Consider the following 25,681-nt stretch of genomic DNA (forward strand, 5'->3'; position numbering starts at 1 on the left):
TCATCTTTGTTGTTTCTTTTTTATTCTTTTCTTGGGTAAGTTACAGATAATTTCAAAAAAATTAAATTACAAAACATAAGAAATGTACTTTATACGCAGACGCCTCGTACTTGGCTCATTCCAGCGAGTTTCGAAAAGCCTTTCAAAATATGTTCATTATTTTTAAATAAAGATCTGTTTTTAATCATTTTTCCCATGCGCCTTAAATAAATTATCTAAAAAGTGGGTTTTTATCTTGACGCATGGAGAAATGTGTTTCTATAGTGTATAAAAGTGGGGTAAAATAATAAAAAAGTGGAGAATTGTGGAAGATAAAAACTTCCGCATAAAAGAAAACCATGTTTCGTGGAATAAATGCCATTACCATTGATACTAAAGGGCGCTTAGCTATCCCTACGCGTTATCGAGCCGCGCTGGGAGCTGAAGAAAAAACTCCTTTGGTAGTGACTATTGATACTGAGGAAACATGTTTGCTTCTCTATACCGCAGCTCAATGGCAGATCATTGAAGATAATTTGCAAAAATTACCTAGCTTTAATGCTGCGGCACGCAGAATACAGCGTTTACTAATTGGTCATGCGACCGATGTTGAAGTGGATGCAAATGGCCGGGTGTTATTACCCACAGTTTTAAGAAATTATGCGCAATTGGAAAAAGATGTAGTGATGATAGGTCAAGGTAATAAATTTGAAGTATGGAGTAAGGATCTTTGGGAAACCCGACGTGAGCAATGGTTGGCTGAGGAAAGTTCCGGAACTGGTGGGTTACCCGATGAAATGAAAACGTTTTCTTTGTAATGGAAACAAAAATGGCAACGCATCAATCAGTATTACTTCATGAATCAATAGAAGGTCTAGCCATTAAAAGCGGTGGGATCTATTTTGATGGCACTTTTGGTCGTGGAGGCCATAGCAGAGAAATTTTGCGACATTTAAATGATCAAGGTCGTTTATATGCCATAGATAAAGATGTGGAAGCGATTGCCTACGCCAGAGATCATTTTAGTCAAGATAAGCGTTTTCATATATTTCAAGGTTCATTTGCACGAATTCAGGAGTTTGCTACTGAAGTGGGTGTCTTGGGAAAAGTAGATGGTATTTTGTTGGATTTGGGCGTGTCTTCACCACAATTGGATAATCCAGAAAGAGGTTTTAGTTTTATGCAGCAAGGACCTTTGGATATGCGTATGGATTTGTCTCAACCCATAAGTGCTGCACGGTTTGTTAATGAAGCCGAAGCAGAAGAAATGGCTTCTGTTTTCAAGCTGTATGGGGAAGAACGTTTTGCAGGACGTATTGCAAAGGCAATTGTTGCTGCCAGAAACATTGCGCCTATTTCTACAACGTTGCAATTGGCAGAAATTGTGAAGGAAGCAAATCCCAAATGGGAAAAACACAAACATCCAGCAACACGCGTGTTTCAAGCAATACGCATTTATATAAATCAAGAATTAAACGATTTAAAGAGTTGTCTGGAGCAATGCGTTAATGTTCTGGCTCCCAAAGGCAGATTGGCGGTGATTAGTTTTCATTCCCTTGAGGATCGCATCGTCAAACAATTTATGCGCGATAAAGAACAGGGAGCCAAACCCCCTCCTGAGGTGCCCATTCGTTACGAAGTCCTAAAGACAAATTTTAAAAGAATAGGTAAGGCGATTATGCCACAAGAAATAGAAGTAAAAGAGAACGTCAGATCTCGAAGTGCTGTACTTAGAATAGGGGAGAAATTAGCATGAACGCTGCAGCGAGAGTAATCAATCAAGGTACTTTATTTAATGGTCAACTGGCAGATATGCATATGTCAAAATCATTATACATGCTGATTATATTATTAGTTGCTGTATTAGTGAGTGCTTTGGCGGTTGTATACAGTACCAACTCATATCGGGTGACTTTAAATAAGGTGGAACAACAAGAACAGTTAACACACTATTTACAGCTGCAATGGGGACAGTTACTTCTAGAACAAGCAAGCCTGGCTAGACCGGCGCGCGTAGAAGAGCTGGCCACTGAAAAATTACAGATGCTTTTGCCAACATCTAAAAATACTTATTGGTTACAAGCACAGCAGTAGAAGTTTTTGTTTTAAACGAGTACCATTGCCATTTAGTTTTAGTAACGTAGCCTAGGTGGAGACAAGGCTATAACCTGGGAGTTCTTGTGCAATATAACCTGGGTTATGGTACTTGCCTCCACCCTGGCTACAGATGGATAAATATCCATGAAAAACTCAACTCATTTAAACAGACTGATTGTAGTATCTACTTTTTTTTTATTGCTCTTATTCATTTTGATTTGGCGTATGGTGGATCTGACTGTACTCCATCGTCAATTTCTACAAGGCCAAGGTAATGCTCGTAGTTTACGTGTTGTAGACATTCCTGCTCATAGAGGAATGATTATGGATAGGAATGGTACCCCTTTGGCAATTAGCACTCCTGTGGAATCGGTGTGGGTAAATCCCAAAGAGTTTTCACCCGATAAAGAACAATTTATGTCCTTGGCAGAATATCTGAATTTAACTCCCCAGCAGCTAAGCAGAAAAATAGTAGATGCAGAAAATAAAGAATTAGAGTTTCTCTATTTACAAAGACAATTACCGCCTCCATTAGCTAAAAAAATAAAAGCATTAAAAATCCCAGGCGTTAACTTTCAAAAAGAATTCAAACGTTATTATCCTGATTCAGACAGTATTTCTCAGTTAGTCGGATTTACCAATGTCGATGATCAAGGCTTGGAAGGAGTTGAGTTTGCTTATCAAGATTGGTTGAAGGGTGTTGTTGGCAAGAAAAGGGTAATTAAAGATCGTTTAGGAAGAGTTATTGAGGAATTAGGTGTAATAAAACAACCTCGCCCTGGGCGTGATATGACTTTAAGTATTGATCGCCGTTTACAATATTTGGCCTATAGCGAACTCACTAAAACAGTTGAAGAATTTGCTGCAAAATCGGGTTCTGTTGTAGTTGTTGACACGGAAAATGGCGAGATTTTAGCTATGGCGAATGTTCCATCCTATAATCCCAATTCGCGGGGAGGTTACGATAAAGATACTTATAGAAATAGGGCGGTTACCGATACGTTTGAACCGGGTTCAGTCATTAAGACATTTAGTATCGCCAGCGCTTTGGAAACCGGTCTATTTACACCATCGACGATTATTGATACGAATCCGAGTTGGATGATTGTTCATGGTCATACAGTTCGTGATGTTCATAATTACGGTATCCTTGATGTAACTGGTGTATTACAACATTCAAGTAATGTCGGGGTAACAAAAATGGTTTTAGCCAGTCCTCCAGAGCAATTAATTGGATTGCTGCAGCGTTGTGGTTTTGGACAACGAACTGAAAGTACTTGTCCGGGAGAAAGTGAAGGGGGTATCGTTCATGTCAAAGATGCAAATCCTTTTGTGTTGGCTACTGTGAGTTTTGGTTATGGCTTGTCGGTAACCGCGTTACAATTAGCCAAAGCGCATATGGTTTTTGCAAATCTAGGCAAATTGATTCCAGTAACGTTACTGCATAATGATCCACCAACTCCAGGCGTGCAGGTAATGAAACCCGAAACAGCACAACAGGTTTTATCCATGATGGAGGCTGTTTTAGGTAAAGATGGTACTGGAAAATCAGCAAGAGTGCCTGGTTATCGTGTAGCAGGAAAAACAGGGACGGCACGTGTAGCAGGAAAAGATGGTTACAAAGATAGAAAATATACCGCAAGTTTTATAGGAATTGCGCCAGTTTCAAAACCAAAATTTGTTGTGGTCGTTATCATTCATGAACCTTCTCGTAAAAGTTATTATGCTGCAGCAGTTGCAGCTCCGTTGTTTGCTAAAGTTATGTCAGGAGCTTTACGATTGTTTAATATACCAACTGATGAGTTGGTAGGATAAAATTCGATCATAAGGTAAAGGTTTTGTTATAATGTAGCCTGGGTGAAGCGCAGCGGAACTCGGGTTCGGAAATACTGCATCTCCGGATTCCGCTGCGCTTCACCTGTCTCTTGAGCGCATCTCCGCCTACGCCCCGTGGCTTGTCCGCGGGGTCCAGTGTTTTAGTGCAGATCTCCTGGATCCCGCGGACAAGCCGCGGGACGTAGGAGAGCAGAACAGGACTGGATTTTCAGAGATGTGTAGAAGATTCAGGCGCTTCACCCAGGCTATTTTTAGAATTATTAGGAATCAAGTGATGAAACTCTCACAATTATTGAAACCATGGATGCAACACATTAATTCAGATTGTACTATTGCCGGTTTAGAAAATGACAGTCGTCGTATTCAACCAGGGGATTTGTTTGTAGCTTATGCTGGTGCAGCAGCTGATGGTCGTTTATTTATAAATAAGGCTGTTTCTGCAGGCGCGGTCGCTGTTGCTTATGATCCTATCCATTTTCCCAAGAGTTGCGTATTACCCGAATCAGTTCCTTGTGTTCCTGTCCCTGACTTAGCGACACAACTTGCACCCATTGCAAAACAGTTTTATGAAGATCCTGGTCGTTTTTTAACTGTAACTGGAGTGACTGGAACCAATGGGAAGACAACCATCGCCTATCAATTAGCTCAGGCTCATCATTTATTAGGACAGGGAGCAGCCTACATAGGCACTATTGGTCAAGGCAATGTTGATAAACTTCAATTATTGGATAATACAACTCCTGACTCACTTTGTTTACAAAAGCTATTACATCACTATAAAAATCAAGGTCTGAGACAAGTATGCATGGAAGTGTCCTCTCATGCACTGGCACAACATCGCGTAGATGCTGTTGAATTTAAGCAGGCTATATTTACGAATCTAACGCTTGATCATCTGGATTACCATCTCAATATGGAAAATTACGCGAATGCCAAGGCATTATTATTTGCTAGAGAATCATTAAAATGGGCAATTATTAATCAAGACGATGAATATCAAAAAATAATTTCTGCTGCTGTTAAGTCCCATGCTAAAAAGTTAACTTATGGGATACATCAAGATTGTGATGTGAAAGCTGTAAATTGGCTTATGGATATAAAAGGTACCGAAATTGAAGTGCATTCACCTTGGGGACAGCATCAATTCAGGATAAAGTCCCTAGGCCAATTTAATATATATAATAGCTTGGCCATATTTAGCAGTTTATTGGCTTCTGATTATGCACCTGCCCAGGTTGTCGAAGTGATGACTCAATTAAAAGCAGCTCCTGGGCGAATGGAAATTGTTGCCAATGCGCCCTATGTGCTTGTTGATTATGCACATACTCCTGATGCTCTAGAGAATGCTTTAATTACCTTAAATCAATTAAAAAAAGGTCGACTATGGGTGGTATTTGGTTGTGGTGGCGATAGGGATAAGACCAAGAGGCCGGTGATGGGAAAGGTTGCAAGTAAACTTGCTGATCAAATCGTCATTACTAGTGATAATCCACGTACAGAGGATCCACAGGTTATCGTTGATGAGATAGCACAGGGTATTTCAAATTCATCGAATGTCATTCAACTGGTTAATCGTGAAGAAGCAATTGCATATGCTTTAAATAAAGCAGAGGAACATGATGTTATTTTAATTGCAGGAAAAGGACACGAGGCCTATCAACAAATTGGCACGATAAAACATGCTTTTTCAGATCAGGATGTAGTAAAAAAATTAATGCAGAGGTAAATAAGATCTGGAGGCAATTCTACTATCTTGGCCAAAATGGTGGGATTTTAAGCGCTGAGATACTCCCATACTTCATGCACTCTAAAACGCATTATTTAGCTCAATCCAGCGAATTACCTGTAGACCCTAAATAAACTATAAACGAGGTGTTATGGTTACACATTGTTCCGGCATCCGCGATTCTTCTCGTGTCTTTTGATCACATCACTGCCTACGCCCCGCGGAGTCCGCGGGACTGGTTTTTCAGCGATGTGTAGGAGATTCAGAATGCTTCTCCGGCTACATTCTATTTATGTATATATCGTTTGAACTTCATCGGTGACATTTCTTCATAGCCTTTGATTGCTACTGCAAATAAATTCGGATCGCCTGTCTCATAGATACAAACTAAATCATCATCGCCTTTACCTGACTCAGGAATCCCTGGGGATGTTAAATCAGCTAAAATATCATTGGTGATATCGATTGTATCTTCTTCAGAGTCAGCTTCTACCGGCCCAATAGCGAATCCCCAGCTGGAAGAAGTATTGTAGTTATTGACTGCATAGCCAATATAATAATTGTAAGCGAGTTGAGAAGCCATCGTGATGCCTACAGCTTGAATATCACTCAGTTTAGGACAGACTGGTTCATCAGCAAAAGCAGATCCTGTGAGGACCATTGCAGCTGCAAAAGAAATTAATTTGGTTTTTAAAGACATAATAAAACTCCTTGTTAAATCTAATTATTCCAAGTTGATCCCGAGCTGGATTTTTTTATCCAGACCGAGCAAATATCTATTTTTACTTATGAGCTTTTAGCAAGTGTTGTTTTAATTTCATTGGGCTAATTGCGTAATCTCTAATGGCAACAGAATAAACATAGGGATTGCCTGTGTCATACAAACAAATCAATGTGTCATGATCCAGTTCCAAAGGAAATCCAGGAGTAGCCATATTATTTAAAATTGCATTTGTCGCATCTAATGCATCATCTTCTGCATCTGCTTTTACTGGTCCGATAGCAAAGCCCCAGGTAGCTGAATTGAATTGACTGATAGTGAATCCCATGAAATAGTTATTACCAATCTGTTGAGCCTCTGAGATTCCTTCTGCTTGAAGATCACTCAAATCGGGACAGGTATTATTTGCGAAGGCAGAACCAGCAAGAACCAATGCTGCTGTAAAGGTAGAAAATTTTACTCCTAAAGACATTTACATACTCCTTTGTTTTTTTTGTAAAAATCGGAAAAAGAGTATCATTTGATTTACTAATTTACAATGGGACAAGTTTAGGACCTATTTACATTCCTGCTATCTTGGCCAAACCATCCTGATTCTCCATGCTCCAATGTTCGAAAACCTGGGCCATTTTGACTCAAGCTTGCTAAGTGTAAAGAAGCACTGGATTTAAGCGTATTATTATGTAAACAATTTGAAATTATTTGGTTGTCTTATTTCTTACATACCCAATAATAATTTAGTTTTATAATTCAACATTGACTCCTCGAAATACTGAGAGAAATCGTGACGTGTTTGATGATTTTTACGCAAATTTAAGAAAGCGACTTTTTTATCTGAAGCATGCTTTAGGGATAATGTTTCTTCAAGAGGGTTATAAATTTTTAATATAAGCTCATGCCATAAGTTGTCTTTTTCCAAGACCAAGTCACGGGGCAGTGCGGGGACTGCAAGTTGTGGGGGAGTCAGACCAGCAATTTGGTGCAAAGCGACGCTCACCATAGCAACCGCAGAGTATTTTGCCTCAACACTATGACCTGCAATATGAGGGGTGCATATTGTGGATTGATTAATAATCCGTGTATCGATATCCGGTTCATTAAGATACACATCGGTGCAATAGATTAATGGTTTTGAGGAATGGAGGAGTGCTTCCTCATTGACAATTCCACCACGAGCGGCATTCACAATGACACAGCCTGATTTTAATCGAGCAAGAAAATCCTGATTAATCAAATGAGCACTGGGATAGGGGGGACTATTATGTAATTCAGCATGGATGCACAGCAGATCAACCGAATACAATTCCTCGATAGTACAACTTTGAAAAGCGGGATCACGTTCTGCTTTGAGTGGATCGTAAGTTAAGATTTCAAAACCAGCTGCTTGCAAACGTACAGCAACTTGAGCTCCTACTTTTCCCAGGCCAATAATGCCTGCTTTATTCCCAAGAAAAGGTTGTTGTTGCTCCAGAAAAGCAAGACAGGCAACGACATAATCAGCAACAGCTCGTGCATTGGAGCCTTTTGCATCAATAATTTGAATGTTTTGAGAATTTAGCCAAAAGTGATCCAGATGATCCGTTCCACTGCTTGCAGTAGCAACGTAGCGCAAACAATGATTTTTTAATAAAAATTGGTTTACTTTTAGATTAGCACGGCAAAGCAGAACATCTTGTCCCACAAGTAATCCCGCAATCTCATCAAAATGATGATATCGCGTTAGGCGAAAGGGCATAGGAAAAGCCTGATCTAATCCTGGAAGAGAGGCATCAGCAAGGATATTCATAATAAGTTGACGTTCATATTTTAAAAATGGCACTGAGTGTGATGAGTCCCAGATTAATTATCGGAGTTAATATCATGCCTAAAACTCCGGTAAACACTAAAATAATAAGGATAAAAAATCCAAAAGGCTCTATTTTAGCATAAGCCATAGCTTGTCTTGGAGGTAAAAGGCTACTGACTACTCGACTACCATCCAAAGGTGGAATAGGAAGTAAATTTAATGCGGCCAAAATCAAATTAATAAATATTCCTGCTTGGGAGGTAGCATAAAGAAAAAGTATAGCCATCGATGTGCGCGGGTTGAGAATGAGTGCGAGTTTGTCGCAAGCAGCCCATAAAAATGCCATGAAAAGATTGGAAAATGGTCCGGCAAGAGTGACCAGGATCATGTCGCGCCGGGGATGGTGAAATTGGTTCGCGTTAATTGGGACAGGCTTTGCATAACCTATAACAAAATTAAATTGTGTTAGCACACCAATTAGTAGAGGCATGACTATGGTACCTATGGGATCCACATGACGAAGAGGATTTAAGCTTAATCGACCAAACATTTTTGCCGTCGTATCGCCACATCGATATGCAACATAAGCATGAGCTGCCTCGTGCAGGGTAATGGCAAGCAAAATGGGGATAGCCCAAATACATATTTTTTGGATCAAGGTAAATTCTATCATTGAAAAACTAAGCAGTAATGAAGGTATCGTGATTCTAGCGAATAGTTGCTTCCAATAACAAGTAAAAAGGAAATTAAAAGTCCTTCTTACAGATGGATGTATTTAATTTTTTTTGTCAAATCAGTATGTTAATTGTTGATTAAATTGGAGTCAGAAAGTTGATTGGTTGGTCTATGCATGATATATTTTGCCCGAAATTTAACTAGTCTAGGAGACAAAATGCCAACATTAAATAAATTAACGCCCGAGCTTAAAGATGCTTTAGGGAAAATAAACGATTTAGTATCTCGATATGAGGCGTTAGGTGAAAAAAGCGAAAGTGAATCTCTTAGAGATAATCAAAATGCAATCCAATATGTTGATGACGTTATTAAAAGATATAATCTGCTTAAAAAAACAAGCCCTAGCTCGTCAGTTTTACAAGCAAAAAAAGAATCTTATTTACCTTTATTGAAAGCGCATGCTGCTGAAGTCGGCATACTCGCTTTTTCTAAGCCTGGAGATCTTGCATCTCGACTTAAAGAGCTGGATTTTGAGCCCAGTAAGATTGATGAAATAACTAAGGGTTTAGAACAAGCAGGCGGTGATGATGATTTAGTGGCGATTCTTTTATCATCATTAGTAACCAGTGAAACTTTGTTAACATGCTCTGATAATGGTCATCATCACGGCCATCCTCACACAACAGTGACATCTTATGGTGGTAGTCATCATCACGGCCACTGGTAATTAAAAATAGGAGAGCGGCATGTTGTTGATGAAGGATTGTGCTATAGATCCAGGCGATATAGTGTTTGTCGTCTCAAGTAGTAGAAAACCTTTCATACGTCTAAAACAGGCCGCTCAATCCATTACGACTCCTGGCAACAAACATGGGCATATGGAGGTTGTTACAGTCTTTGTTTGTACTGGCAAGAATGAACACGGGATCATATGCCACAATTATGAGCGACAACTTTCTTCGTCACCGGATGTATTTATTAGAAATCTTCAAGATAAGACCGTAGAGGAACTAACGGTTCTGCTCCTCAATTATTGCAGTAAAGAATTCACATCCGTGCAAATGAAGAACGCACTTGAAGGTGGCGTTAAATGGATGAAACTTTGGGCTTCCAAAATAACAGGAAATGAGGAGGCAGAAGATCTCATCAAACAATTTCTGGTTGCATGCAAAGAGAATAAAGAACGATTAATCCAATTATTGGTTACGTTTTGGCGCGCATCGGGACTAGCAGAAACTCTACTGACAGTTAATTCAAGTTTGTTGGTATTCAAACATACCGACAATAAACAAAGACAACAATTCCTTGAAGCATACAAGGCTCAAGTGAATATTACCAAAAGATTACTTGAACAAGGAAAAAGCCGCACCAGCTTTTGGGCCGTACTTAAATCACTTTTTCAATGGTCAAATAAGCAGGATAAAAAAGATAGAGAAAAGCGCGTTCCTTCTAATGACACTTTTTGCTCCCACAATGTGATGCAAGTTTTAAATCAGGTGAATCCCGATCTTGTAAATAGAGGAAGACATGTTCTGCCCAAATCTTTGGAGGCCGGTCTTCGTGAAGCTACAAAAAATATAAATCAAGCAAACGATGCTGTGGATCAAGAGCAATTCGATGATTTTGAAGCAATGATTGCAGCACAAAAACTCCCCCCATTTAAATTACAAATTTTACCCGTCTCAGGCAAAGAATTGATGCGTACCTTATTAGATGTGGTAGATAATGAAATTCAGCGCATTGAATCCAGGTGGTGGAGTAATCAAAAGAATAGAAAAAAAGCATTTGATTTGAAAAAACTTCTTATGCCTTTTCGTGATCCCAAACTCCAGGATTATCCCATTGAATTACAGGTTGATGAGGCTTTAAAGCTTATCGCCACATTACTTCCTACATTGCAAACAAAAACAGGATTTTTGGGCGAATGGTTTCCCTCAACTTCTTATACTAATCTGAGGGCATTTGCTCGTACTCAAGGCATTTTTGATGGAGATATCTGTGCAGCAACAGAGAAACTAAAGAGTAATCCCAGTATTCAAGGAAAAGCTCAAGAAGAAGTAGTTGAGGTTCTTGAACCAGTGCCTACCGGTCAAATTTATATTTTTTCTGATTGGTCATTTTCCAGCTGGTCAACAAGTAAGCGTGAGTTGATGTTAGCGCATATGATTGAATTGCTTGCTGCTGGGCATGCGCTATATACCTGGGAAAATGGACAATTGGTTCAAATGAACAAAAAGTCCTTACAAAATGCCATAAATGGAGAGGATTTTGATGATTTACTGGCGTCTAAATTAAAACCGGCAACGCGTGCCACAGTACTTGAGCAAGTACAACATCAACAATTAGATACACAACAGATACATTTCCTGGATTATAAGGTCTGTCGAGACTTGGCAGATGACCATCAATCCATGGAAACACAGCTTAATCAGGTAGCGTCGATATTCTCGCCCAAACTGGACGAGTATCATTTGAATCAAACGAAACAAGCTATTCTCGAAGTTGAAATAGCAAATCCTTTATATACTGAAAGAGAACAATTGGAGTTGCAAAGCCTAAAAAAACGCATTATGAGCGAGAAAGAAATAAAACAAAAAACGTATCAAAGCGGTATTGATACAAAAGCTTTTATCGCTCAGCCACAATATAGAAAACCCATATTTACACCAGTTGATTCACTGACTTTTACTCCACCAACTAAGTATTATCGTGATGAAGTTTATCCTGATCTGGTAATTCATGAAAACCCATCTTCTCCATTCCAATATTTTGAATTAGCGGGCATGAATGCTACGGAGAACTTGGTTAAGTGTCGCTATGAGTTTCATGCTGAGGGAATAACAGAAGAACTCATTAAAAAAAGAAAAGAGGAATCCGATCGTGTCCTTTTTAAAGGAAAAAAAAGGTTAAGTTTGACAGAAAATTGGCAAGCCCTACCTTCCTTGCATCCTGGTGAAACCTTGCGAGACATCGCAATTCAAGGATTAAAAAAGGATGATTTTGAAATAAACTATTCTAATAAAAATCATTTGTATTATATTCGCTTACTGGAACCTGCCGCAGAGCCTAGAGAAGCGTTTGTCAATTTATTGTTACGCATGCCCAAACATTATAGGGCACATCCTGTTTTTAGCACGTTAACCGCACACCCTGAGCATCAAGAAATACATCGTTTATTAATGAAATACCTTAGGTATGGTAGAGATCGCGGAGAGTTACGCAATTCCATTGGAGTTACCGTCCATAATGGCAAGGAGTATCTTGAAGAGGCAAGAAAGTTAGGTGTTGCAAGTTGCCGTTTAAGAGCAATTGCCTTTAAAGAAGAAATGAGTCGTTTGTATCCTGAGATTCCTGTATCTATTGATGTTAATCCGGATCATTGTTTTATTGAAATGGAATTGGATGGTCAATGGCAAAGGTATTGTCTCGGTGGATACAGGGATACCCCAACTTTGATGGAATCAGTCAAGGAAGATACTTTAAGTTGTCGATTCTTTACCGAAAACACAAAGCAGCAATCTCACCCACCTGTCGAGGAAGTGAAGTTTGTTAATCGTTTGTAACCTAGGTGCAGCGCAGCGGAACTCGGGGAAACTGATGATAAGTAACCCGGGTTCCGCTGCGTTGCACCCAGGCTACAATGTAATACAGGGAAATATATAAAAGTAGGGACTTCATGATTAATCTGTTTGATGCGCATTTACATATTATTGATTACCGCTTCCCGTTGGTTGCGAATCAATCTTATTTACCTGATGAATTTACGGTTGTTGATTACCTAAAAATTACAAAACCGCTGCACATTCTTGGTGGAGCAGTGGTATCGGGATCTTTCCAAGCATTTGATCAAACCTATTTGGTACATGCGTTACATGTCTTGGGCCCAAATTTTGTTGGGGTGACTCAATTACCTACTACAGCAAGTAACGAGCAAATTATTGAATTAGATCAGCAAGGAATTCGCGGTATTCGATTTAATCTGCGACGTGGTGGTTCAGAAAAAATGGAGCATTTAACTGACATGGCACATCGAGTTTATGAGATTGCCCAATGGCATGTAGAATTGTATGTTGATTCCTCTGAACTCGTGGAATTAACTGATTTGCTACTCAGTTTACCTGCAGTCAGCATAGACCACCTTGGGTTATCAAAAAGCGGACTCCCAGTTTTATTTAAGCTTGTTGAACAAGGGATCAAAGTCAAAGCATCCGGGTTTGGCAGAGTTGATTTTGATGTCGCAAGCATCCTGAAAACAATTGCATCGATTAATCCCGATGCGTTGATGTTTGGTACCGATCTTCCCTCAACGCGCGCACCACAACCTTTTAAGAAAAACGATATTAACCTTATTTTGGATGTCTTTGATGACCGTATAGCCAATAAAATTTTATTGACAAATGCCGTTGATTTTTATCGTTTACAACTCAAGTTTTAAAATGTAGCCTGGGTGAGGCGCAGCCATAACCCGGGAAGTTTTATATCTAGATCCCGGGGTTACGGCTGCGCCTTCCCCCAGGTTGTTTTTTGAAGGATTTCTTAGCCGCTATATCGAAGTTCGAGAAAATCGGGTTATATCAAAGGATAATAATTTAAAATAATCATAGGACATATAGAATTCGCCGTCGTCCCCTACAGAGGTGCCCCAAGAGTTTCTTAAGAACAATAATCCTTTATGCTTCACTCCGTGATTATCCACGGCAACTGCATTATCATCATATCCAGTAATGACCATTTCATGAGCTGCTTCGACATAATCAACGTCTGCAATTATTTCTGGCGTTAAAACCCACGTATCTTTATATATCCATGTTTTATATTTGCCGACTGCACCTACAGTACCTAAATCGGTACGTGGAAGAAGTACCGCAAAAACCAATCGGTCACCTGCAGATAGGGCTTGCTTGACATCATTTAAGTTCTTTGCTGGATCGGTTTTTTGAAATACATCAGACCAATTGACTTCCTTGCCAAAGATGAACTCGCTAAGTGAACTAAATTGTTCAGGATCCATAAACGATTCGGGATCATGATCTGTGTATGTTGGATAGTATTTCATGCCACCACAACCGAATTTTAGTTGTTTTATTTTGTTAACGATTCCGTACTGTTCCATCTGGTCAATTACATAACTCGCATAACTTCCATCCCAGCCGCTTAAACCGTAACCGTGTTTTTCCAAATAACTACCCAACTGTAAATGACACAATTGACTAATATAATCACCTTTGGTCATGGTGGCATCAAGCGCAGCAGTTACTGCAAAAGTGACACAGGTTCCATGTATTCCTTGATCCAAGACTGGTACATTATTCATACCTAATTGAACATGATTAGGTATTGGTGAGGCTGCTCTATTTGAGGAAGCATAAGCAAACTGGTGGGTATGTGCTAATGCATCTTGGGCACGGTTGGTCAGCAGGTTTCTCACTTCGTCAGAAAGATGTACTTGCAGTAATTGGATGCTCTTTTCTTCGTTCACAAGACTTTTGCGCGACAAATTTGCAGGTGCTTGCTTTAAGGTCTGCTTCAGAGTGCCAACCACTGTAATATCCTGGGCATACGCTCCATTAATTACCAGCGCAGCAAAAATAAGCGCTTGGGTTGACCTCTTGAAAAATTTTGTTAAATCCATGCTAATTCCTTCCTGCTGCTAAGAATAAATGTTGAATTGTTATCCTTCTTGGCTTTAGTGTCAACAATATCAATGATTTCAAATTAAGCTCGAGACAGCTAATTACAATGAATTATCTTATGATAAAGATTCTTTATTAAGATTTATTGAATCGTTACAATAGGAAAAAAATTTTGAGGTTATAAGGACATGTCATTTATAAATAGAATTTTTGGAAAACCTCTTTCTTTGAAGTCCAAGAAGCAGCAAGAATTGTCCATATTAACTGGGGTACCTGCAATTGGATTGGATTCATTAGCTTCAACGGCCTATGGGCCAGAAGCCGCACTCGTTATGCTATTACCAGCAGGAATAATCGGGTTACATTATTTTTTTCCCATTTCCCTATTAGTTGTCGTTGTTCTTTTGTTTTTATATGTATCTTATTTACAAACAGCTGCAGCATATCCCGAAAAAGGTGGCGCATATACTGTTGCGAGTGATAATTTGGGCAAGAAATATGGTGTAGGAGCAGCAATTTCATTGCTGCTTGATTATTTATTGAATGTTACGGTCGGTATATCGGCAGGCGTTGGTGCTATCTTGTCAGCAATCCCGGCATTGCATCCCTACACACTGACTTTATGTCTCGTGATCTTGCTGATGCTCACTGTATTGAATTTGCGAGGAACTCGTGAAACAGGGGTACTTTTTTTAATTCCCGTAGTAATTTTTATATTATGCATGTTAATTGCTCTATCGATGGGATTAGTCGATACTTGGATTAGTAGTGGGCACCCACAACCTTTAAATCCTCCCAGGAAAATGCAAACGAGTGCAACTGAAGCAGTAACATTTTGGATGTTGTTAACCGCTTTTTCCTACGGACTAACTGCGATGACGGGAGTTGAGGCAGTAAGTAATGCAGTCTCTTTATTTCGCAAACCAAAAGTTAAAAATGCGCAATGGACGTTGACTATAATTGTTGTTACCCTGGCACTATTTTTAATATTCATAGGTTATCTTTGTCCTGTTTATCATATTGAAGCCATGGATCAAAATCAGCCAGGTTATCAAACCGTATTGTCACAACTCGTTGGGGCAGTTACAGGAAAAGGTATTTTTTACTATATTTCTATTGCCAGTATTTTTATTGTTCTAACCTATTCAGCACAAACCAGTTTTACAGGCTTTCCGAGAATATGTCGTTTACTTGCAGAAGATAATTATTTACCTCATTTTTTTGCTGAGCGTGGGAGACGCCTGGTTTTCTCGGCCGGGATTATCATTTTAGCAATTTTTTCTGCTGTCATTCTGATTGCTTTTAAGGGAATTACGAATAATCTGATTCCATTATTTGCAGTTGGTTCTTTTAGTGCATTCCTTTTTTCTCAGATTGGCATGGTAAAGTATTGGTCGCGTAAGGAAAATCGAAATGAGCGATATAAATTAATAGTTAATGCGGTGGGTGCTGTAATCACAGCACTCGCACTTTTTATTATTCTTGTCACAAAATTTATAGAAGGTGCCTGGATAATTGTTGTTCTTGCGCCTACATTAGCAGTTTTAATGTATCATATTAAACATCATTACGAAAAAATTGCTCGTAAAATTGAAAATCCGATAAAGATAAATCCTCGTTCCTTAAAGTCCCCTGTGGTTATTATTCCAATACATGGTTTGGATTTAATCGCAGAAAGAGCAGTTCAATTTGGAATACTGCTCTCAGATGATATTACCGCGATTTTTATTGATGCAGAATATGAAGACGTTGAACGTTTGCAACAACTTTGGCATGAACTGATTGAAATGCCTGCTAAAAAAGCCGATAAAGGGATTCCTAAATTAGAAATTATTAAATCACCCTATAGGCGTATTTATAAGCCAATATTAAATTTTGTGGATAAAGTAAGAAAAGAGAGGAAAGATAGGCTGATTGCTCTTATTATACCCGAGTTAGTAGAACCAAGGTGGTATGAGCATTTATTACACAATATTCATGCCACAGGATTACGCGCTTTACTGTTTTTAAAGCGAGATCCTAATGTGATTGTTATTACCATTCCATGGTACTTACGTGAAAAATGAGGATTTGATTGATGTCACAATTTGAAAAGTTCTTTAATTTTATGAAAAAGCCTTGGGTTATTATTCCCTATGCATTTTTGGTTATTTTAGCCTATTATTTTGTAGACAAGCCTTTGGCAACTTATTTTTACCAGTTGGATCTTAGAGTCAATATTCCCATTTTGGTCCTGTTGACCGCCTTGGGAAAATGGGTCATTTATAGTATTTTGTTTTTTATTGCGGGATTGTATTTTCGATACATTCAAGTTAATACTGTTTATGAAACCCGATCTTGGTATTTACTGGGTTGTGTACTTTTAGCCAATTTGGTTTGTTTGATTTTGAAAGTGGCGTTGAGTCGTGCTCGCCCTGAGTTGTTATTTTCCAGTAATGAATTTGGATTTTATTGGTTTAAGTTGAGTTCAGATTATTGGTCTTTGCCTTCAGGACATACGACAACGGTTATTAGTTTAGCAGCAGGATTAGGGGTGCTCTTTCCTCGATGTTTTTATGTGTTCCTTGTTGTTGCTCTTTTGGTTGCTGCCTCAAGAATTTTGTTATATTTCCATTATTTGAGTGATGTGATGAGTGCATTTTATATTAGTCTGTTGGTTGTTGGCTTTTTTACGGAATATTTTAAACGGAAGAATTGGTTTAATAAAATGGATTGTACTATGCGATAACTAGGATTTCAGAAAGTTAACGAGTTTTAGCAGTATCGATCCTAAATAGCCAATCTAGGGAGAGGTTATGACTATAGAGACTGAATTAAAAACTCTGGTTAGCATCTATGCCAGTTATGATAAAGAAAAAGATTGTTATACAAGCGATTTGAACCAGGAGGCTCTTTTACGGTTGGACGCCGATTTTATTAAATTAATCAATAAATCATTGCTTAAAGATGGTCCGGATAAAGGAAAAATAAAAAAAAATTATAAAATTTTATCTTTAAATTTTCATCCGGACCTTATGGGAAAATTCAGTTCGGAAGCAAAATGGATTGAGAGTACTCTGTCTGAAAAGCGCAATGATGGAGCTTGTTTTAAAACATTATCGCTTTGCTATGGTAAGTTAATTTCGCCTCAGGATTTTAAACCGATTAAATTTGATGAAATTGCTACTCGCGAAGATCTTAAAAAATGGTTGGAAAACTTAAAAAATACTTCCAGGACATTTACTGAGCGTCATTTCTATGTGAGTCTTCTGGGATTACTTGATCAATCTACCGGATATTTTGATGAAGTAGGGAAAATAAAGCCAAAGGGGATTCGTGCGTTAATTTCATTTCTCCCAATGATTTTTATTAGTTTCAGCACTTTTGTCTTTGCCGAAGAATTATTTGCTGTTTATGCGCTTTATTTTGCTTTATTGAAAAGTGGTCAATTTATGGCAGGCAGCAATTCAACAGAGTTGCAAAAGCTGGGTAATACCTTGCAAAAAATCACTATAGTTTCTGCCACGACCACAACTACCTTATTAGTTCGTTTAGTTGAAATGACTTTTTGGGCATCTCGCCAGTGCTATGAGATGAGCTTGCAAATAGGTTCTACACTTCTTACGCCATTACTTTGTGCCCCTTCAGAGGAGAAATCTGGCAATTCTGCAATAGATGAAAATTTATGTCGCGAATTGATTCTTGCAAGTCAGAATCAAAGTATCAGTGATAATTTTAAAACGCCTGAATTAAAAATGATTGCAGCGCCAATTGAATCCTATCTCGGATTATTAGAACAGCAATTTTTTAGAAACTGGAGAGCAGGGGGGGAAAAACATCGCGCATTAGATGCATTTTTGCTTAGAATGCGTGTAATTGATAAAGACGATGAATTGAAAGTCGAAGAAAAAATTGCAAAAGCCTCTAAAGCATTAGAATTAGTTAAGAAAGATCCCAGTGTTTACACTCAAGGAGGAAAAACTGCCTTGGCAGTTGATCGTGCTGAACGTGTGATTAGTCTGCTCAAAGATGACTCTGGGATGCAACTTGCTGTAGTAGTATGTCCTTCTACAACGTAACAGCTGTATAGGCAGGTATCTCGTTTAATGTCTAAATTTTAGGCGTTATATTCATGGCCTTTACCATTGTCAAATTCAGGGTAAAATTGAAATACCCCTTGAATTTGGCAGGGTATCTCTGGCAAGATGCGTAAGTTTTGATTATCCAGTGAGGAATTATGAAAATTCTCGTGGCAGTGAAGCGTGTAATCGACCCCTATGTGAAAATTCGGGTCAAATCGGACCATTCCGGAGTTGAAACACAAAATATTAAAATGGCAATGAATCCATTTGATGAAATTGCTGTTGAAGAAGCATTACGTTTACGTGAAAAAAACTGGGCTACAGAAGTTGTAGTAGTAAGTATTGGCGGTGAGAGTTCTCAGGAAACCTTGCGACATGCTTTAGCCTTAGGCGCTGATAGAGCAGTTTTGATTCGCACCCAAGATTCATTAGAAAGCCTTAATATTGCAAAAATATTAAAAAAAATTGTCGATGATGAAAAGCCTGATTTAGTATTAATGGGTAAGCAAGCCATTGATGGTGATAATAATCAGACACCCCAAATGTTGGCCTCTCTATTAAATTGGCCCCAGGCAATGTATGCCTCCAAAATTGAAGCAGGCAGCGACTACCTTCAGGTAACCCGGGAAATTGATGGGGGGCTTGAAACAATTCGCGTGAATTTGCCAGCGGTAGTGAGCACGGACTTGCGTTTGAATGAACCTCGATACGCAAGCCTTCCCAATATTATGAAAGCAAAAAAGAAACCTTTAGAAAACTTGGAATTGGATAGTCTGGGGCTGTCGCTTAAAAAACACGTTGAGGTATTAAAAGTCGCTGAACCTGATGCTCGCAGTGCAGGAGTGAAAGTTGAATCAGTGGCTGAGTTATTGAATAAACTACAGCATGAAGCCAAAGTGCTTTGATAAGGGGAACGTGATGGGCACTTTAGTACTCGTTGAACATGATAATCAAACATTACATCCATCTACTCGTAATGTTCTAGCTGCGGCATTGGAACTGGGTGGCGAACCGACTTTACTCGTTATAGGACATCAATGCAAAACGGTAGCAGAACAAGCGGCAATTCTTGCAGGAGCGCATGCTGTTTGGTGCATTGATAAACCGTGTTATGAACATCCGTTGGCAGAGCAAATAAGTGATTTAGTTCTTTCATTTGCGCATTCATTTAAAGCCATATTAATGCCTGCAAGTACCTTCGGTAAAAATATCGCTCCACGTGTTGCAGCACAACTGGATGTGTCTCAAGTTTCTGATGTGAGTAAAATTCTCGATAAAGATACCTTCGAACATCCAATATATGCGGGTAATGCGATAGAGACTGTACGAGTTCTTGATTCAATCAAGGTGTTGACGATTAGAGTAACGGCTTTTAATCCAGTAACTACAAATCAGGCGAGTTGTTGCATTGAGCAAATCGATAAAGAATTTATTGCAAAAAATAGCCAATTTGTTAAACATGAGCTAAGTAAGTCTGAACGCCCTGACCTAGGAAGCGCTAAAATTGTTGTTTCTGGGGGAAGAGGACTTCAAAGTGCCGAGAAGTTTAAGTTGATTGAAGAATTAGCTGATGTACTTGGTGCTGCTGTTGGAGCATCCCGTGCTGCTGTAGATGCCGGGTTTGTTCCTAATGATTACCAGGTGGGGCAAACCGGAAGGATAGTTGCACCAATGCTTTATTTTGCTGTGGGAATTTCTGGAGCGGTACAGCATTTGGCAGGGATGAAAGATTCCAAGATTATTGTTGCAATTAATAAGGATGAAGATGCCCCTATTTTTCAAATCGCTGACTATGGTTTGGTTGGTGATTTATTTGAACTTGTGCCACAGTTAATCGCACAATTAAAAAACCGTTAGAGGGAGAAAGTATGTTAGTAGGTGTTCCAAAAGAAATTAAACCTCAAGAAAATCGTGTAGGTCTTGTTCCTTCTAGTATTAGGGAAATTATACGAGTAGGCAGCTCTGCTATTGTAGAGAAAGGTGCTGGATTGGGAATTGGGATTTCTGATGATGATTATCGACATGCCGGTGCAGAGGTTGTTGATAGCGCGGATGAGGTATTTTCTAGAGCTGAACTCATTGTAAAAGTAAAAGAACCACAACCCATTGAGTGCAAGCGTCTTCGCGAAGGTCAAACTTTATTTACCTATTTGCATTTGGCCCCAGATCCTCACCAAGCACGTATGCTTAAAGAATCTGGAGTTACTGCTATAGCTTATGAAACAGTGACTGAAGACAATGGGGGACTGCCTTTACTGGCACCTATGTCACAAGTGGCTGGACGTATGTCGATTCAGGCAGGAGCGCATTGTTTGGAGATGGCTCAAGGTGGTAGCGGCGTTTTACTAGGCGGAGTTCCTGGAGTAGCTGCGGCAAATGTCGTAGTCATTGGTGGAGGAGTAGTTGGTACTAATGCCGTACGTATGGCAATGGGTATGGAAGCTCGAGTGACAGTACTCGATCGCTCCTTGCAACGTTTAAACGAGTTGGATTTCCAATTTGGATCTAAGATCAATACCGTTTATTCTACTGCGGATGCCATAGAAAGATATACAGCCAGCGCTGATTTAGTCATTGGTGCGGTATTAGTACCTGGAGCAGCAGCTCCGAAATTAATGACGCGCTCAATGCTTAAATCAATGCGACCTGGTTCGGTACTGGTGGATGTAGCTATTGACCAAGGTGGATGTTTCGAAACAAGCCGACCTACTACACATCAAGAACCTACATATGTTGTTGATAATGTGGTGCATTATTGTGTTGCAAATATGCCGGGTGCAGTGCCAAGAACATCAACCTTTGCTTTGAATAATGCAACGTTACCTTTTGTTTTAAGCATTGTAACAAAAGGCATGAAGTTGGCTTTATTGAATGATAAGCATTTACTTAATGGGTTAAATGTTCACCAAGGTAAAATTACTTTTGATGCAGTTGCCCGTGATTTAGGCTATGAGTATACGCCTGCAGGAATCGCATTGGCGGGTCGATAAACTTTAGACTTGGTCTATCTACAATCTTGGCCGTAAGGCCTTGATTATAAATAGACCCTTTTTATTTAACATGGTGGTCCGGTTTTTTATTATACCTAGGATTACATTTTCTCTTCCGTCCCCTCCTACCCTATAATTTATGTTAATGATTTATCAATAAATTGATAAACTCAAGTTCTCTTTCCTAGGCATGAGAGTAATATGAGAGTACTTATTTCTGGAGCAGGTATAGCAGGATTGACTGTTGCTTATTGGTTAAAACGCTATGGTTTTATGATCACCATCGTTGAGCGTGCTCCAGCATTGCTCACCGGAGGTTATAAAATCGATGTTCGTGGAGCAGCACTACATGTTCTGCGACGAATGGATATTTATGAGGCGGTTGTAGCAGAAAGTACGGATATGCAAGGTGCATTGCTGGTTGATAGGAATGGGAAAGTAATCCAGGAAATGAGTGGTAATGAGTTTGGACATCGAGTTGGCGATGATGTGGAAATTATTCGTGGAACTTTATGTCAGATTCTCATGGATCAGGTGCTTGATTCAGAATTTATTTTTGGGGATAGTATTCAAGAGATATCTCAATTTCCTGATCATTTAGAAGTTAAGTTTCAAAATAATAAAGCTCGAGAATTCGATTTGGTTATTGGTGCTGATGGGCTTCATTCAAATGTAAGACAGCTTGTATTTGGTGACGAATCACTTTTTTCCCAGGAGTTAGGTTTATATCTCTGTGTATTTACCGTTCCCAATTATTTAAATTTGGATCGATTAGAAATGCAATACTCAGAGTTAGGTAGAGTTGCGTCAGTTTGGAGCGCTTCAGGAGAGCCGCATGCTAAGGCGTGCTTTGGATTTATTTCTCCAGAGAAAGTTGATCTTCGTAATGTAAAACAGCAGCACCAAGTGCTTAGGACTGTTTATGAAGGGATTGGCTGGGAGATTCCTAAATTTCTGAAAATGATGCCTGAGTCACCGGATTTTTATTTTGATGCGGCAGCACAGATCCATATGGATCATTGGTCACAGGGCAGGGTAGTCTTATTGGGTGATGCTGCTTATTGTGCTTCACCTATGTCGGGTCAGGGGAGTAGTCTGGCTATCATTGGTGCTTACATTCTCGCTGGGGAGTTGGCAGCAGCAAAAGGTAACTATCCGCTTGCGTTGCAAAATTATGAAAATCAAATGCGTCCTTTTGTTAAGCTCAATCAGGAATTAGGGATTAAGGCTGCCCAAGTAATGCGTTCTCAAGAGAAGAGTAATTTACTTTCCTGGTTACTCGAACGGCTTATGAAAATTGCACCAGGTTATTTAATTAAATTTTTTATTAATCGTTCAACTCAGCGTATAAATAAAGCTGCAAATTCAATTACTCTTAAAGATTATTAATGAAACATTAAACTTTATTGCCTCGTAGTTTTGGAGCCTGGGTGGAGGCGAAGCCGTAACCCGGGAAATTTATGCCAGGAATTCCCGGGTTACGCTACGCTTCACCCAGGCTACATCGATTAAAACAATCTATCTATCAACAAAGCTGCTAATTTAATTAACCTTAAAGATTATTAATCGAAACATTAAGTCAGGTCGGCTCGTAGTACCGTAGGCTTGGTTGACAAGCCTGAAGTGTCGTCAACTTTTTTGATTAGCGATTTAGATGTATTGAACTATTATTCAAGAAATACTTTATGTACTTACTACGTCCCGTGGCTTGTCCGCGGGATCTAGGAAATTTGCAATAGACGCTGGATCCCGCGGACAAGCCGCGGGACGTAGAAACAAAAGATTTAGAATAAACTATCCTCAACAGCAGGCAGTTGTTGCTGATCATTACTCGCATTAAAGACAGGTGTTGGATCTTCTTCCGCAGGAACTTCTTTATTACGAAAATACTCGATGATCCCATTTGCCTGATTAGGACGCGCCAATAAACCACTATTTGGATCAATGCGAACTGCGACTACATCCTCAGGTTGTCTCATTTCACTTTCAGGTTTTCCTTTCAATGCAACTTTCATAAAGTCGATCCATAATGGCAAAGCGAGCCCCGCAGCATATTCATGTAAGGATTTGGGATTATCAAAACCTATCCATGTTGTTACAACGAGGTCGGAATTAAACCCAGCAAACCAGGCATCTACTTGATCATTCGTTGTACCCGTCTTACCTGCTATGTCTTGGCGATTGAGCACACGAGCTGCACGGGCAGTACCATGCTGAATCACATCTTTTAAAGCAGTATACATTAGAAAGTTAATGTCTTCGGGAATAACTCGCGGAGCTAGCGTTGAATGGTCCACACTGTTGTCGCAGTTATTACAAACAACGGTTGGTTTGGCTTGCAATAATATCTTGCCATCTGTATCAGTAATGTGATCAATGAGGTAAGGTTCAACTTTATACCCGCCATTTGCGAAAACAGCATAAGCAACAGTCAGATCCATAGGGCTAATTGATAAACTGCCTAAAGCCAGGGATAACCCTCTAGGAAGTGCTTTCCTATTAAATCCAAAACGAGATAGGAAGTCGATGGTGTAATTGATGCCAATGTCATCAAGGATGCGTATGGACACTAGGTTTTTAGATTGGACCAAGGCTTGTTTTAACCGTGTTGGTCCGTTAAATTTCAGGTTCACATTATGAGGACGCCATAAGTTTGGCTGACTTGGATCATCAACGACAATAGGCGCATCATTAATCAATGTTGCCAGAGTATAACCATTATTCAAAGCTGCAGCATAGACAAAAGGTTTAAAGCTGGACCCTGGTTGTCTGCTGGATTGAGTTGCCCGGTTAAATTTGCTTTTTTGGAAATTGAATCCACCCACGAGTACCTCTATGGCACCATTTTTAGGATTAAGTGCCACCATTGCTGATTCAGCTTCAGGAATTTGTGCCAATTCCCAATGGTCTTTTATTGAATGAACATAAATAATATCGCCAACAGCAACAACTTGCATGGCTTTGGATGGAGATTTACCTACCCAACCATTTTTAAGTGCTGGTCTTGCCCAAGATAAACCGGCCCAAGGGATAAGAATGGTTCGGCCACTTTGCAATGTAGCTGTTGCCTCATTTTCCCGGACTTCGGTAATAACCGCCGGAAGAAGATGGTTAAGTTCCGGATATTTTTCCAGGTTTTTTTGAATTGAGTGCAAGGATTTGCTGTCTTTTTCACCAATTGTAGCAACAGGTCCTCGATAACCATGCCGGTGGTCATAAGAGATTAAATTTTTTTCGACTACATCATTGGCTGTATTTTGCAACTTTCCATCAATAGTCGTGTAAACTTTATAACCCTTAGTATACGCATCAGGGCCGAAATTATCGTATAAGGATTGACGAATCATTTCAGCAACATAAGGTGCTTTCACTTCGATAGGAGTGCCATGATACTTCGCTGTAATTGGTTGGTTTATCGCATTTTGATATTGCTCTTCATTGATGTAATGCTCTTCCAGCAAGCGTTCTAATACATGGTCGCGCCGTTTTTTCGCAGCTAAGGGGTTTGCAATGGGGTTTTGAGTTGAAGGTGCTTGGGGTAGTCCAGCAATCATTGCGAGTTCTGCCAGATTTAATTCTTTAAGCGACTTGCCAAAATAAACCATTGCGGCAGCACCAACTCCATAAGCACGATTACCTAAATAGATTCTGTTAAGGTAGAGTTCGAGAATTTTTTCCTTACTCAATTCTCTATCTATTTTAATAGCAAGCATAATTTCATTAAATTTGCGCAAAAAGGTTTTTTTACGACTTAAGAAAAAATTACGCGCAACTTGCATGGTAATGGTACTACCACCTTGAGATTTTGTTCCAGTTTTAACCATACGAACTGCAGCACGTCCAAGACCTAAAACATCCACACCAGGATGCTCAAAAAAGCGTTGATCTTCAGTAGCAATTAAAGCATGGATCAGCATGGGCGGTATTTCATCATAAGTAACAGGAATTCGTTTTTTTTCGCCATATTCCTGAATAAGTAAACCTTCTTTGCTGAAAATTTGTAAAGGTACCTGTAATTGCACTGTTTTCAACGAATCTACGTTGGGGAGTTGGCTTTCAAGATAGAGGTAAAATAGACTACCTGCCACGATTAAAACAAAAAACAGGCTCATCAGCGCCCATAGACCTTTACGCCAGAAGTATGCCATTTTCATAGAGTTCATAGTGTTTTAATGAA

At 39.4% G+C, this 25,681-nt stretch carries 21 protein-coding genes; 15 read left to right on the forward strand and 6 right to left on the reverse strand.

The annotated features are described in order from the left end of the window. The first annotated feature begins 338 nt into the window (after nt 1-338). The 5 genes from mraZ to FOLKNPGA_RS05625 all read left to right on the forward strand — a co-directional run bounded on the left by mraZ (nt 339) and on the right by FOLKNPGA_RS05625 (nt 5,638). Nucleotides 339-797: a division/cell wall cluster transcriptional repressor MraZ gene (gene mraZ, locus FOLKNPGA_RS05605; RefSeq protein ID WP_058388522.1), complete on the forward strand. Its 459-nt coding sequence runs from the start codon at nt 339-341 to the stop codon at nt 795-797. Between the two features lie 11 nt (nt 798-808). Continuing rightward, nucleotides 809-1,735, forward strand: a complete 927-nt coding sequence (rsmH, locus tag FOLKNPGA_RS05610) for a 16S rRNA (cytosine(1402)-N(4))-methyltransferase RsmH (protein WP_182352067.1) — start codon at nt 809-811, stop codon at nt 1,733-1,735. After that, a complete protein-coding gene (ftsL, locus tag FOLKNPGA_RS05615; RefSeq protein ID WP_182352068.1) occupies nt 1,732-2,073 on the forward strand; it encodes a cell division protein FtsL in 342 nt (113 codons plus the stop codon). Before rsmH ends, ftsL begins: the two co-directional genes overlap by 4 nt. 147 nt (nt 2,074-2,220) lie before the next feature. Continuing rightward, the gene (locus FOLKNPGA_RS05620; RefSeq protein WP_182352069.1) at nt 2,221-3,891 is read left to right on the forward strand and encodes a penicillin-binding protein 2; all 1,671 of its coding nucleotides are present in this window, start codon (nt 2,221-2,223) and stop codon (nt 3,889-3,891) included. 295 nt (nt 3,892-4,186) lie between these two features. Next, nucleotides 4,187-5,638 carry a UDP-N-acetylmuramoyl-L-alanyl-D-glutamate--2,6-diaminopimelate ligase gene (locus FOLKNPGA_RS05625; protein ID WP_182352070.1) on the forward strand — a complete coding sequence of 484 codons (1,452 nt, stop codon included), beginning with the start codon at nt 4,187-4,189 and terminating at the stop codon, nt 5,636-5,638. Between the two features lie 286 nt (nt 5,639-5,924). On the opposite strand, the gene FOLKNPGA_RS05630 is transcribed toward FOLKNPGA_RS05625, so the two are convergent. From FOLKNPGA_RS05630 to FOLKNPGA_RS05645, 4 genes are all read right to left on the reverse strand, one after another. Then, a complete protein-coding gene (locus tag FOLKNPGA_RS05630; protein WP_182352071.1) occupies nt 5,925-6,338 on the reverse strand; it encodes a DUF4949 domain-containing protein in 414 nt (137 codons plus the stop codon). Nucleotides 6,339-6,420: 82 nt separating this feature from the next. Beyond that, nucleotides 6,421-6,831, reverse strand: coding sequence for a DUF4949 domain-containing protein (locus tag FOLKNPGA_RS05635; RefSeq protein ID WP_182352072.1), 411 nt, complete (start codon nt 6,829-6,831; stop codon nt 6,421-6,423). Nucleotides 6,832-7,077: 246 nt separating this feature from the next. After that, nucleotides 7,078-8,145, reverse strand: a complete 1,068-nt coding sequence (locus FOLKNPGA_RS05640; protein ID WP_182352773.1) for a 4-phosphoerythronate dehydrogenase — start codon at nt 8,143-8,145, stop codon at nt 7,078-7,080. Nucleotides 8,146-8,158: 13 nt separating this feature from the next. Further along, complete coding sequence (locus FOLKNPGA_RS05645; RefSeq protein ID WP_182352073.1) at nt 8,159-8,818, reverse strand: site-2 protease family protein; 660 nt, start codon at nt 8,816-8,818, stop codon at nt 8,159-8,161. Between the two features lie 219 nt (nt 8,819-9,037). Here FOLKNPGA_RS05645 and FOLKNPGA_RS05650 point away from each other — a divergent pair, with 219 nt between their 5' ends. From FOLKNPGA_RS05650 to FOLKNPGA_RS05660, 3 genes are all read left to right on the forward strand, one after another. Continuing rightward, nucleotides 9,038-9,547 carry a coiled coil protein gene (locus tag FOLKNPGA_RS05650; RefSeq protein ID WP_182352074.1) on the forward strand — a complete coding sequence of 170 codons (510 nt, stop codon included), beginning with the start codon at nt 9,038-9,040 and terminating at the stop codon, nt 9,545-9,547. Nucleotides 9,548-9,566: 19 nt separating this feature from the next. Next, nucleotides 9,567-12,383 carry a hypothetical protein gene (locus FOLKNPGA_RS05655; RefSeq protein WP_182352075.1) on the forward strand — a complete coding sequence of 939 codons (2,817 nt, stop codon included), beginning with the start codon at nt 9,567-9,569 and terminating at the stop codon, nt 12,381-12,383. Between the two features lie 113 nt (nt 12,384-12,496). Further along, the gene (locus tag FOLKNPGA_RS05660) at nt 12,497-13,255 is read left to right on the forward strand and encodes an amidohydrolase family protein (RefSeq protein WP_182352076.1); all 759 of its coding nucleotides are present in this window, start codon (nt 12,497-12,499) and stop codon (nt 13,253-13,255) included. A 108-nt stretch (nt 13,256-13,363) separates the two neighbouring features. Here the strand turns inward: FOLKNPGA_RS05660 and FOLKNPGA_RS05665 are convergent, their stop codons facing one another. Further along, nucleotides 13,364-14,452 carry a C1 family peptidase gene (locus FOLKNPGA_RS05665; RefSeq protein ID WP_182352077.1) on the reverse strand — a complete coding sequence of 363 codons (1,089 nt, stop codon included), beginning with the start codon at nt 14,450-14,452 and terminating at the stop codon, nt 13,364-13,366. 189 nt (nt 14,453-14,641) lie between these two features. On the opposite strand from FOLKNPGA_RS05665, the gene FOLKNPGA_RS05670 reads away from it, so the two are divergent. The 7 genes from FOLKNPGA_RS05670 to FOLKNPGA_RS05700 all read left to right on the forward strand — a co-directional run bounded on the left by FOLKNPGA_RS05670 (nt 14,642) and on the right by FOLKNPGA_RS05700 (nt 22,893). Continuing rightward, nucleotides 14,642-16,519, forward strand: coding sequence for an APC family permease (locus FOLKNPGA_RS05670; RefSeq protein WP_182352078.1), 1,878 nt, complete (start codon nt 14,642-14,644; stop codon nt 16,517-16,519). A gap of 11 nt (nt 16,520-16,530) precedes the next feature. Beyond that, the gene (locus tag FOLKNPGA_RS05675) at nt 16,531-17,181 is read left to right on the forward strand and encodes a phosphatase PAP2 family protein (RefSeq protein WP_182352079.1); all 651 of its coding nucleotides are present in this window, start codon (nt 16,531-16,533) and stop codon (nt 17,179-17,181) included. Nucleotides 17,182-17,248: 67 nt separating this feature from the next. Further along, a complete protein-coding gene (locus FOLKNPGA_RS05680) occupies nt 17,249-18,511 on the forward strand; it encodes a J domain-containing protein (protein ID WP_182352080.1) in 1,263 nt (420 codons plus the stop codon). A gap of 158 nt (nt 18,512-18,669) precedes the next feature. Next, nucleotides 18,670-19,419 (forward strand): electron transfer flavoprotein subunit beta/FixA family protein, encoded by a 750-nt coding sequence (locus tag FOLKNPGA_RS05685; RefSeq protein WP_182352081.1) that lies wholly within the window; start codon nt 18,670-18,672, stop codon nt 19,417-19,419. Between the two features lie 13 nt (nt 19,420-19,432). Continuing rightward, on the forward strand, nt 19,433-20,371 hold the full coding sequence (locus FOLKNPGA_RS05690) for an electron transfer flavoprotein subunit alpha/FixB family protein (protein ID WP_182352082.1): 939 nt from the start codon (nt 19,433-19,435) through the stop codon (nt 20,369-20,371). An 11-nt stretch (nt 20,372-20,382) separates the two neighbouring features. Beyond that, nucleotides 20,383-21,504, forward strand: a complete 1,122-nt coding sequence (gene ald, locus FOLKNPGA_RS05695; RefSeq protein WP_182352083.1) for an alanine dehydrogenase — start codon at nt 20,383-20,385, stop codon at nt 21,502-21,504. A 201-nt stretch (nt 21,505-21,705) separates the two neighbouring features. After that, nucleotides 21,706-22,893 carry an FAD-dependent monooxygenase gene (locus tag FOLKNPGA_RS05700; RefSeq protein WP_182352084.1) on the forward strand — a complete coding sequence of 396 codons (1,188 nt, stop codon included), beginning with the start codon at nt 21,706-21,708 and terminating at the stop codon, nt 22,891-22,893. Between the two features lie 395 nt (nt 22,894-23,288). On the opposite strand, the gene FOLKNPGA_RS05705 is transcribed toward FOLKNPGA_RS05700, so the two are convergent. Continuing rightward, the gene (locus FOLKNPGA_RS05705) at nt 23,289-25,658 is read right to left on the reverse strand and encodes a penicillin-binding protein 1A (RefSeq protein WP_182352085.1); all 2,370 of its coding nucleotides are present in this window, start codon (nt 25,656-25,658) and stop codon (nt 23,289-23,291) included. Nucleotides 25,659-25,681 lie beyond the last annotated feature (23 nt).

It is taken from the genome of Legionella sp. PC1000 (assembly GCF_014109805.1).
Taxonomy (GTDB): domain Bacteria; phylum Pseudomonadota; class Gammaproteobacteria; order Legionellales; family Legionellaceae; genus Legionella; species Legionella resiliens.